This is a genomic window from Actinomadura sp. NPDC049753, from assembly GCF_040674655.1.
In the GTDB taxonomy this organism is placed as follows: Bacteria; Actinomycetota; Actinomycetes; order Streptosporangiales; family Streptosporangiaceae; genus Spirillospora; species Spirillospora verrucosospora.
In genome coordinates this window covers 1-9587 of sequence record NZ_JBFARL010000262.1, presented here as the reverse complement: position 1 = coordinate 9587, position 9587 = coordinate 1, and the positions used below count along the sequence as shown (strand labels likewise).

9 protein-coding genes, 1 tRNA gene and 1 pseudogene are annotated in these 9587 nt (G+C 73.7%); 3 read left to right on the top strand and 8 right to left on the bottom strand.

Annotation, left to right across the window (positions count from 1 at the left end; translation table 11 throughout):
• Window positions 1-677 (bottom strand): annotated as a pseudogene (locus AB0K37_RS37550) (PucR family transcriptional regulator); the annotation flags it as partial.
• A gap of 126 nt (window positions 678-803) precedes the next feature.
• Between AB0K37_RS37550 and AB0K37_RS37545 the strand changes: the two are divergent.
• Entirely contained in the window at window positions 804-1598 is a 795-nt protein-coding gene (locus AB0K37_RS37545) for a class II aldolase/adducin family protein (protein WP_185024228.1), read from the top strand.
• On the opposite strand, the gene AB0K37_RS37540 is transcribed toward AB0K37_RS37545, so the two are convergent.
• Window positions 1567-2112 carry a MarR family transcriptional regulator gene (locus AB0K37_RS37540; protein ID WP_363989686.1) on the bottom strand — a complete coding sequence of 182 codons (546 nt, stop codon included), beginning with the start codon at window positions 2110-2112 and terminating at the stop codon, window positions 1567-1569. The two genes, AB0K37_RS37545 and AB0K37_RS37540, sit on opposite strands and share 32 nt — an antisense overlap.
• A 55-nt stretch (window positions 2113-2167) precedes the next feature.
• Between AB0K37_RS37540 and AB0K37_RS37535 the strand changes: the two genes are divergently transcribed.
• Window positions 2168-2569: a VOC family protein gene (locus AB0K37_RS37535; protein WP_363989683.1), complete on the top strand. Its 402-nt coding sequence runs from the start codon at window positions 2168-2170 to the stop codon at window positions 2567-2569.
• On the opposite strand, the gene AB0K37_RS37530 is transcribed toward AB0K37_RS37535, so the two are convergent.
• Both AB0K37_RS37530 and AB0K37_RS37525 read right to left on the bottom strand, forming a co-directional pair.
• Window positions 2563-3984 (bottom strand): ATP-binding protein, encoded by a 1422-nt coding sequence (locus AB0K37_RS37530; protein WP_363989680.1) that lies wholly within the window; start codon window positions 3982-3984, stop codon window positions 2563-2565. The genes AB0K37_RS37535 and AB0K37_RS37530 overlap by 7 nt on opposite strands.
• On the bottom strand, window positions 3981-5630 hold the full coding sequence (locus AB0K37_RS37525) for an FAD-dependent oxidoreductase (RefSeq protein ID WP_363989677.1): 1650 nt from the start codon (window positions 5628-5630) through the stop codon (window positions 3981-3983). Before AB0K37_RS37525 ends, AB0K37_RS37530 begins: the two co-directional genes overlap by 4 nt.
• Window positions 5631-5758: 128 nt before the next feature.
• Here AB0K37_RS37525 and AB0K37_RS37520 point away from each other — a divergent pair, with 128 nt between their 5' ends.
• Window positions 5759-6814 carry a Gfo/Idh/MocA family oxidoreductase gene (locus tag AB0K37_RS37520; RefSeq protein WP_363989674.1) on the top strand — a complete coding sequence of 352 codons (1056 nt, stop codon included), beginning with the start codon at window positions 5759-5761 and terminating at the stop codon, window positions 6812-6814.
• Window positions 6815-6839: 25 nt separating this feature from the next.
• Here the strand turns inward: AB0K37_RS37520 and AB0K37_RS37515 are convergent, their stop codons facing one another.
• The 4 genes from AB0K37_RS37515 to AB0K37_RS37500 all read right to left on the bottom strand — a co-directional run bounded on the left by AB0K37_RS37515 (window position 6840) and on the right by AB0K37_RS37500 (window position 9475).
• Window positions 6840-7862, bottom strand: coding sequence for a hypothetical protein (locus AB0K37_RS37515; RefSeq protein WP_363989671.1), 1023 nt, complete (start codon window positions 7860-7862; stop codon window positions 6840-6842).
• 195 nt (window positions 7863-8057) lie between these two features.
• Complete coding sequence (locus AB0K37_RS37510; RefSeq protein WP_345176053.1) at window positions 8058-8498, bottom strand: HNH endonuclease; 441 nt, start codon at window positions 8496-8498, stop codon at window positions 8058-8060.
• Between the two features lie 25 nt (window positions 8499-8523).
• Window positions 8524-8594 (bottom strand) — tRNA-Asn (locus AB0K37_RS37505).
• A gap of 92 nt (window positions 8595-8686) precedes the next feature.
• Window positions 8687-9475: a GNAT family N-acetyltransferase gene (locus tag AB0K37_RS37500; RefSeq protein WP_363989669.1), complete on the bottom strand. Its 789-nt coding sequence runs from the start codon at window positions 9473-9475 to the stop codon at window positions 8687-8689.
• Between the last annotated feature and the right edge of the window lie 112 nt (window positions 9476-9587).

The window sequence follows — 9587 nt, the reverse complement described above, 5'->3', positions numbered from 1 at the left end:
GCCCTCCGGGGGCCCTGGAGGAGCCGGTCGCCTGGATCCACAACACCGAGCTGCCGGACCCCTCGGGCTACGTGCGGCGGCGCGAGCTGGTGCTCCGCCACGGCGGGGTCGCTGACGTCGGAGACCACGCAGTGGTAGGCGGCGCGGGCGTCGAGCGGGGCGAGCACGGGGACGGACTCGCCGTGCAGCAGCTGCCGGAGCATCTGGAGGCGGCCCTCGCGGACGGTCCGCGCCATCTCCAGCTCGGCGACCCGGTGCGCGTGGACCATCCGCTGCACCAGCGCGGTGGTGATCTCGTCGATGCGGGTCACGCCGTCCAGCAGCGCCGCGTCCGGGACGCCCCTGCGGCGGCCGTCGGCGACGAGGGCGCGGACGAGGTGGGCGCGGCCCGCCTGGAAGCCGTCCAGGAACGCCGCGACGGGCACGCCCTGCCGGGCCCGGTCCGAGCCGAGCCGCTCCGCCGCCGCGAGCGCCTCCTCGCTCGGCTCGCCGTCCTCCAGCGCGGTCAGCACCCCGTGCACCAGGGCGCGGGTGTGCCGCCTGGTCTCCTCCTCCGGCAGCGCGGCCACCAGCGCCGACCGGCCGCGGGCGGCGCGGACCGTCGCCTCCAGCAGCACCGGGTCGTCGGTGTGCTCGATCAGCAACCGCAGGAACCGGTCGCCTGCGCTGGGCTCCATCCCTCCATTGTGCGGCCCGCTTGTCTGTTCCGGACAACCGGTCGTGCCGGCGTTGGGCGCCGCCGGTCTAGCCGGGAGGGCCGGCCATGGTGTTCGGTGGTCGGGAGACGAGCCAAGGAGTGCGCGATGTCCGACGAGGAAGAGTTCCTGGAGAAGCTGCCGACCGACCTGATCTTCCGGCTGCCGCCCACGTTCGACGACGTCGCGGACGAGCGCCGGCACCGCAAGGAGAGGCTCACCGCCGCGCTGCGCATCTTCGGCAAGTTCGGCTTCGAGGAGGGCGTGGCCGGGCACATCACCGCCCGCGACCCCGAGCGCACCGACCATTTCTGGGTGAACCCGTTCGGCATGTCGTTCAAGCACATCCGGGTCAGCGACCTGATCCTGGTGAACCACGAGGGCAAGGTCGTCGAGGGACGCTACCCGGTCAACGAGGCGGCGTTCGCGATCCACTCGCAGGTGCACCAGGCGCGCCCGGACGTGGTGGCGGCCGCGCACAGCCACTCCACCTACGGGCGGGCGATCTCCGCGCTCGGGCAGAAGCTGGAGCCGATCACGCAGGACGTGTGCGCGTTCTACCAGGACCACGGCCTGTTCGACGACTACACCGGCGTCGTCACCGACCTGGAGGAGGGCAAGCGCATCGCCGCCGCCCTCGGCGGCCACAAGGCCGTCATCCTGCGCAACCACGGCCTGCTCACCGTCGGCGACACCGTGGACGCCGCCGCGTGGTGGTTCATCACGATGGAGCGCTCCTGCCAGGTGCAGCTGCTGGCCAAGGCCGCGGGGCAGGTCGTCCCGATCGAGCACGACAACGCCGTCCTGACCCACGAGCAGATCGGCAACGACCTGGTCGGCTGGATCAACTACCAGCCCCTCTACGACCAGATCACCCGCGAGCAGCCCGACCTGTTCGAGTAGGCCGCCCGTCCCCCGGCCCCGGCGCGCTCGGCGGCGCCGGGGCCTTCGCGTCGGCCGGCCGCGCCCGCGGATCGTGGTGGGCGAGCAGGACGCGGGCGATGCGCTCCAGGGCGGCCCGGTCGTCCGGGGCGAGCGGCGCCAGCAGCTCGTCGTCCAGCCCGGCCGCGCGGCGGGTGACCTCGTCCAGCTCCGCGCGGCCCTCGGCGGTCAGCTCGACCACGTAGCGGCGGCGGTCGGCCGGGTCGCGCTCGCGGCGGACGAGCCCGGCCTCCTCCAGCCGGCCCACGACCTCGACGAGGTCGCTCGGGTCGATGCGCAGCCGGACGCCCAGGTCGCGCTGCGAGGCGGGCGCGGCGTCGTCCAGCGCGGACAGGACGGCGAAGTGCCAGAGGCCGAGGCCGTGCTCGTCCATCATGCGGCCCATCCGCGCCCGTCCGGCCCGCCCGACCTGGGCGAGCACGAACGTGGTGATCCCGAGCAGGCGGGGCGGCAGGGGCCCGGCGGTCTCGTCCATCCACCTATTGTAGGGTGACCCCAATCATTGGTGAGCACCCACGATTGGGGACGGCATGGACGCGCTGTATCCGCGCCTTCTGGTGGACGACTTCCGAGCCTGCGCGGCCTTCTACGAGGCGGCGCTGCGCGCGCTGATCGGGATCGAGCCGGTCAAGCTGATCCCGGAGGCCGAGTACGCGAACTGGGACCTGCGGGGCGAGGCCTTGCTGGTCGTGATGGGGCGCGCGCGGATGGCCGAGGCCGTCGGCACCGCGGACCTGCCCGCGCCGTCCGGGCAGGACGGCTCGATGCTGGTGCTGCGCGTGGACGACGTCGACGCGGCGGCCGTGACGCTCCGCGGGCTCGGCGCCGTCCAGGTCGCCGGGCCGCGGGACCGCCCCGAGTGGGGGCCGGGGCTGCGCACCGCCCATCTGCGCGACCCCGGCGGGAACCTGCTGGAGCTCCAGTCCTACTGAGCGGGCTCCTCGGCGGGCTCGGTGAGCGGGAGCAGGACCTGGAACCGGGTGTCGCCGGGCAGCGACTCCACCCGGATGTCGCCGCCGTGCCGGCCCGCGACGATGCGCCAGGAGATGTCGAGGCCGAGCCCCGTGCCCTCCCCCACCGGCTTGGTGGTGAAGAACGGCGTGAAGATGCGGGCGAGGTCCTCCTCGGGGATGCCGGTCCCCGTGTCGGCGATCTCCACCAGCGCGTAGTCGTCCTCGCGGGCGGTGCGGATCGTCAGCGTGCCGCTGCCCTGCATCGCCTGGAGCGCGTTGACGATCAGGTTGGTCCACACCTGGTTCAGCTCGGCCGCGTAGACCGGGACGGGCGGCAGCGTCTCGTCGTAGACGGTCTTGACCGTCACGCCGTCCCCGAACTTGCGCTTGAGCATGGTGAGCGTGCTGTCCAGCAGCTCGCGCAGGTCGGTGCGCCGGTAGGGCGCGCGGTCGAGCTGGGAGTACTGCCGGGCCGAGTCCAGCAGCGCGGTGATGCGGCCCATCGCCTCGGAGATCTCCGCCTGGAGCTGGGTCACCTCCATCACCTCGGCCAGCCAGCGCATCGCGGCGGGCAGGTGGCCCCCCGCCGCCCGCTCGACCTCCTCGGCCTGCTCGATGCCGATCCCGGCGGCCACCAGGCCCGGCGCGAGCTCCCAGGCGTCCTCGACGCCGTGCTCCTCCAGCCAGTCGCCGAGCTCGTCCTCGGCGTCGCTGACCTCCAGCGGGCTGCGGCGACCGCCGGGCGCGGCGGGCAGCGCCGGGCGCAGCGACACCAGCGCGCTCAGATGGGTGCAGTCGACGCCCTGCGCGGCGAGGTCGGCGAGGCTCTTCTGCGCGCCGATCAGCCGGTCGCCGAGCTCGGCGCTGGCCCGCGCCGCGGCGGCGGCCGGGTTGTTCAGCTCATGGGTGAGGCCCGCGGTGATGGTGCCGAGCGCGGTGAGGCGCTCACGCTGGTCGACGACCCGCCGCGCGTTGGTCATCCCGAAGAAGACGCCCTCCAGCAGGTGCGTGGCCATCGGGAACCACTTGCGGACCATCTTGGCGAACTTGTACGCCGGCAGCACGAAGACCCGCGTGGGGCGCGTCGCGCGCAGCGAGTGCTGGTACCTCTGCTCGATCTTGTCGCCCAGGTACGCCTGCACCGCCCCGCCGTAGGTGCCGGGCCGGTCGGTCCGGCTGACCTGCGCCACGTGGCCCCGGACGTTCTGGGTCATCACCATCTCGCCGTCGAGCAGCACGTAGAGGAACTCCGCGGCGTCGCCCTGGGCGCAGATGATCCCGTCCTGCGGGTAGTCCGCGACCGTCCCGCAGGCCGACAGCCAGCCGAGCTTCTCGTCGTCGAGGTCCTCGAAGAGGAACAGCTCCCGCAGCTGCTCCGGTGACGCGGTGTTCATGCCTGCTCCAGGTAACGGTGGACCAACGCGACGGCCATCGCGCCGTCGCCGACCGCGGACGCCACCCGCTTCATCGACTCCGCGCGGACGTCGCCCGCCGCGAACACCCCGGGGACGCTGGTCTCCAGGTGGTAGGGCTGGCGGGCGAGCGGCCACCCGGCGGGGCGGCGGCCCCCGCCGACGAGGTCGGGCCCGGTCAGGACGTACCCGCGCGCGTCGCGCTCGACGAAGCCGTCCAGCCACTGCGTGCCCGGCTCCGCGCCGATGAACACGAACAGCCAGTGCGCGTCGATGGTCTTCTTTCCGCCCGGCCACGCGAACGTGAGGCGTTCCAGCCGGTCGGCGCCCTCCGCCGCGCACACCGTCTTGCCGGTGTGCACCTCGATGTTGGGCGTCGCCGCGATCTGCTCGACCAGGTAGTGCGACATCGACTTCTCCAGGCCCTCGGCCCGGACGATGATGTGCACCTTCCTGGCGTACTTGGCCAGGTGCACGGCCGCCTGGCCGGCGGAGTTGGCGCCGCCGACGACGGCGACCTCCTCGTCCGCGCAGGACGGCGCCTCGGTGAGCGCGGCACCGTAGTACACGCCGCGCCCGACGAAGTCGTCCACGCCCTGCGCGTTGAGGCGCCGGTAGGAGACGCCGGTGGCGAGGATGACGGCGTGCGCGGCGATCTCCGTCCCGTCCGACAGCCGCGCCACCCGGGCCGTGCCACGCGACTCCAGCGCGGTGACCTCGCCGGCCTGCAGCAGCTCGGCGCCGAACCGGTCGGCCTGGCGGCGGGCCCGGTCGGCGAGCTGCGCGCCGCTCACCCCGTCGGGGAAGCCGAGGTAGTTCTCGATGCGGGAGCTCTGCCCGGCCTGGCCGCCGAGGGCGCGGCGCTCCACGACCACCGTCCTCAGGCCCTCGGACGCCCCGTACACGGCCGCGCCGAGACCGGACGGGCCGCCGCCGACGACGATCAGGTCGTAGAAGCCGGTGGACGGGGTGCTCGGAAGGCCGACCGCGGCGGCCAGCTCGGCGTCGGACGGGGCCGACAGCGTCCCCCCGTCCGCGGTGACGATCAGCGGCAGCTCCGGGCACGCCGCCGCCGCGACCAGCTGGGCGCCCTCGGGGTCGCCGTCCATCAGCCAGGTGTAGGGCACCTGGTGGCGGGCCAGGAAGTCGCGGACCTCGTAGCAGCGGGCCGACCAGCGGTGCCCCACCACCCGCAGCTCGCCCGGCGGGCGCCGGTCGACGCGCGCCCAGGCGTCCAGCTGCTCGTCGATCACCGGGTAGAACTTCTCCTCCGGCGGGTTCCACGGCTTCAGCATGTAGTGGTCGAGGTCGACGTCGTTGATCGCGCGGATCGCCGCGTCGGTGTCGGCGTAGGCGGTGAGCAGGATCCGGCGCGCGAACGGGAACAGGTCCATGGCGCGTTCCAGGAACTCCACGCCGTCCATCCCGGGCATCCGGTAGTCGGCGAGCAGCACGGCCGTGTCGTCGCCGCGCAGCCGCAGTTCGGCCAGCGCCTCCAAGGCCTGCCCGCCCGACTCGGCGCGCACGATCCGGTACCCCTCGGCGTACCGGCGGCGCAGGTCCCGCGCCACGGCCCGGGACACGCCCGGGTCGTCGTCGACCGTCAGCAGCACTGGTTTGGACAACATGTCCCCCTCGTTCCGGCACAACCCCGTATGAAAGCCTACGTGGATCCGGCGTCGGCCGTGCGTGCCCCGCACCGCCGATCGGGGCCCCGCCGCCCGCCCCCCGCCGCGCCATCGGTCATGATCGGGACATGGACCTGCGCGTTGCTCTGATCGGATACGGCACCGGCGGCTCGGTGTTCCACGCCCCGCTGATCTCGTCCGTGCCGGGGATGCGGCTGGCCGCGGTCGTCACCGGCGCCCCGGAGCGGCAGCGGGCCGTGCGCGAGCGGTACCCGGAGGCCGAGGTCCTCGACAGCGTGGACCGGCTGTGGGGGGCCTCGGGCGCCTGCGACCTGGTGGTGGTCACCGCCCCCAACCGGCAGCACGTGCCGCTGGCGCGGACGGCGCTGACCTCGGGCCTGCCCGTCGTCGTGGACAAGCCCGTCGCGGCCACCTCGGCCGACGCCCGCTCCCTCGCCGCGCTGAGCGCCGTCCGGGGCCTGCCGGTCTTCCCCTTCCACAACCGCCGCTGGGACGGCGACTTCCAGACGGTGCGGCGGCTCGTCTCCTCCGGCGCCCTCGGCGACGTCCGGCGCCTGGAGTCCCGCTTCGAGCGCTGGCGGCCGCAGGTCAAGGAGAGCTGGAAGGAGAGCGCCGACCCCCGCGACGCGGGCGGCATCCTGTTCGACCTCGGGTCCCACCTCGTCGACCAGGCCATCGCGCTGCTCGGCCCGCCGGACCGGGTCTACGCCGAGATCGACACCCGCCGCCCGGGAGCCACGGCCGCCGACGACGTGTTCGTGGCCCTGTCCCATCCGGGCGGCGCCCGATCGCACCTCTGGATGAGCGCCACGGCGGCCAGCCTCGGGCCGCGCTTCCGGGTCCTCGGCAGCGACGCGGCGTACGCGGTCCCGGGCATGGACGTCCAGGAGGAGCAACTCCGCGCGGGTCTCGCCCCCGGCGACCCCGGCTACGGCATCGCCCCGCCCGGGTCCAGCGGCGTGCTCGGCACGCCCGGGAACGAGACCCCCGAGCCCACGGCCGCCGGGGCCTACCACGACTTCTACGCCGGCGTCCTGCGCACGCTGCGGGACGGCGCGCCGCCCCCGGTCACGCTCGCCGAGGCGATCACCGGGCTGGAGGTCATCGAGGCCGCCGCCCGCTCCGCCCGCGAGTCCGCCGTCGTCGAACCCGGCGAGCAGTGAGACGCCGGGGAGGAGCGCGGACCCGTCAGAGCACGGAGACGTGGACGTGGTCGAAGTGGTTCTGGGTGACGCTGCCGCGGTCCTCCATCTGGCTCCAGCCGCCGCTGCCGCGCATGTCGTAGATGCGCTGCTTCCAGATGACGTACTTGATGCCGAGGCGGGACGCGTTGTCGATCACGTACTGGGCGACCCGGTCGCCGTGCGCCTGGGCGGATGCGCTCGGCATCCTGCCGCCGGTGCTCTCCATGAAGTCGCATGCCCGGCCCGAGCCGTGGTCCTGCGGGTCGCCGGGCCGCGCGCAGCCGATGGTGGGGAAGGCGCCGAACTTCCCGTCGATCTCCAGCAGCACGGTGCGCATCCGCGCGGTCATGGAGTTGCCGACGATCGGGGACTTCGCGCCGCTCGCCCCGTCCGGGCGTCCGCCGCCGGCGGGGGCGGTGGTGCGGGTCGTCTCCGGCTTGTACTTGGCGAGCAGCTTCTTGACGCGGGCGCGCTGGCCCTCCAGGTCGTCGATCTCCTTCTTGACCTCGTCCAGCTTCTTCCTGGCCGTCGCCTGTGACTGGACCGCCCTGGCGCTCAGCGCCTCCAGGTTCTGGATGCGGCGGCCGTTGTTGCGGGTGATGTGCTCGATCACGGCGGCGTCGCGGACGGCGGCGCCCGGCTCGGCGGAGGAGATCATCGGGATCACGTCGAGGCGGCCGGTCATGTAGGTGGTGGACGCCAGGCGGGCCACGTCGACGCGCGCGGCGTCGTACTCGCGGCCGGCCCTGGTCGCGTCCGCTCCCGCCCGCTCGGCGGCCTTCTTCGCCTCTTCGAGGGAGACCAGCTCGCCCCGGTACTCCTTGGAGAGCTTCTCCGAGCGCGCCTTGAGCTTGGCGTACTCCTTCTTCAGGTCCTTCGGCTGCTGCGGGAGGGCCGCCGCGCTGCCCGACACCGGCGGCAGCGCCGCCGAGACGCCCGCCGCGAGCGCCAGCGCCGCGAGGCGCTTCGCCGTTCCGCGCCCGCGCGGGGGGCGGGGAGTCCTGCCGGGGGGATCGAGGGCCGCCACAGATCTCTCCTAGATAACAAAGCTCAAGATTGGCGGCACATTACCACAATCGCCCTATTTACCTCACAAGCTTCACAAAACACACACCGTCACGCGCGGACTACCAGACGGCGCCGCGCCGAGAGGCCGAGGGCCGGACCGCCCGGTGCGGTCCGGCCCCTCCCCCGAGCACGCCGGGCGGACCCGGCGCCCCCGTCACGGCCCGACGAGCTCCTCCCAGCGCGGCACCCGCGGCGACGACAGCAGCCGCAGCCCGGCCTCGGCGAGCGTCCGGTCGCCCTTGCGGTTGTTGCACCTGCCGCACGCCAGGACGGTGTTCTCCCAGGTGTCCGCGCCGCCGCGGGACTGCGGGTGGACGTGGTCGATCGTGTTGCCGCGCTTCCCGCAGTAGCAGCAGCGGCCCCCGTCGCGCAGGTAGACGCCGCGCTTGGTCCAGGGCGGGCGCCTGCCGTGCCTCCAGCGCATCGCGACGTAGCGGACGAGGCGAAGGACCCGCGGGACCGGGAAGCGGCCGAAGGTGCGGCCCTCCTCCGCCTCCTCGACCACGGCCACCTCGCGCACCAGCATGCGGATGGCGTGCCGCAGATCGACCCTCTGCATGGGTTCGTACGACGCGTTCAGGACGAGCACGTTCACCGCGTCACCTCCCTGGCCCGTGCCGCTCCCCCGCCAGGATTCGAACCTGGATATCCGCATTAACAGTGCGGCGTTCTGCCGTTGAACTACGAGGAAATGCTTCGGCAATTCTCCGCCTTCCGGGCATTTCCCGGAAGACCTCCATGAGAATGCCCAGCGGCGGGCCTCGGGGGCAACGTGTTTTCCGGTCAGCGACCGGAGGCGGGGAGGGCGGACACGGCCGCCTGGTACTCCAGGGACTCGCGCTCCAGCCGGAAGCCGAGCTCCTCGTTCACGGCGAGCATGTGGGCGTTGTCGCCGGAATTGTCCGTTTCGATTTCCCGCACGCCGGGGCACTCATCCCCCAGCCAGCGCAGCATCGCCGCCTTCACCCAGATGCCGAGCCGCCTGCCGCGGTGCTCGGGCAGCACCGCCGTGTCGTACTGCGCCGCGCGCCCGGCGCACCCGGCCGGCACCACGACCTCGGTGAACCCGGCGATGACGCCTCCCGACAGCGCCGCGACCGTGTAGAGGTCGTCGCCGCGCTTGGCGACGATCTCGGCCATCTCGCGGACGCGGTGCGCGTCCCAGGGCGTCCCCTCGTACTCGGCGAAGTCGGCCATGGCGTGCTTGGCGCGGGCGAGGGCGTCGGCGTGCTCGTCCGGCACCACGCCCCGCCAGCGCGCGAGCCGGTACCCGGCGGGCGCCTCGGCCAGCAGCCGCGCCACGCGCTCGGCGGGGACTTCGTCCAGCCTCAGCAGCATGCCGCGCAGGGTCAGCACGCACTCGAAGCCGTGCGACTCCAGGAACGGGACGGCCGGGGTGCCCGCGAGGACCTGCGCGATCACGCTGGAGCGGCCGTCGGCGCGCAGCCCCTCCGCGGCCGCGGCGAGGAGCCGGGCGCCGAGGCCGCGGCGCCGGTGCTCGGGGCGGACCTGGATGTCGACCTCGCCGGGACGGTCGGCGCCCGGCTCACCGGGCAGCCGGAGCGCCGCCACCGCGGCCAGGGGGCCGTTGCCGCTCCGGCCGGAACATCCGCACCGGTGGCTCCTCCTCGACCTGGACGAGCCGGGTGAGCGGCACCCCGAGCGCGTCGGAGATCCGGATGAG

Excerpts from the sequence above, each read along its gene's own strand:
- AB0K37_RS37545 (WP_185024228.1), top strand. The coding sequence starts at position 804 with ATGTCCGACGAGGAAGAGTTCCTGGAGAAGCTGCCGACCGACCTGATC.
- AB0K37_RS37540 (WP_363989686.1), bottom strand. The coding sequence starts at position 2,112 with ATGGACGAGACCGCCGGGCCCCTGCCGCCCCGCCTGCTCGGGATCACC.
- AB0K37_RS37535 (WP_363989683.1), top strand. The coding sequence starts at position 2,168 with ATGGACGCGCTGTATCCGCGCCTTCTGGTGGACGACTTCCGAGCCTGC.
- AB0K37_RS37530 (WP_363989680.1), bottom strand. The coding sequence starts at position 3,984 with ATGAACACCGCGTCACCGGAGCAGCTGCGGGAGCTGTTCCTCTTCGAG.
- AB0K37_RS37525 (WP_363989677.1), bottom strand. The coding sequence starts at position 5,630 with ATGTTGTCCAAACCAGTGCTGCTGACGGTCGACGACGACCCGGGCGTG.
- AB0K37_RS37520 (WP_363989674.1), top strand. The coding sequence starts at position 5,759 with ATGGACCTGCGCGTTGCTCTGATCGGATACGGCACCGGCGGCTCGGTG.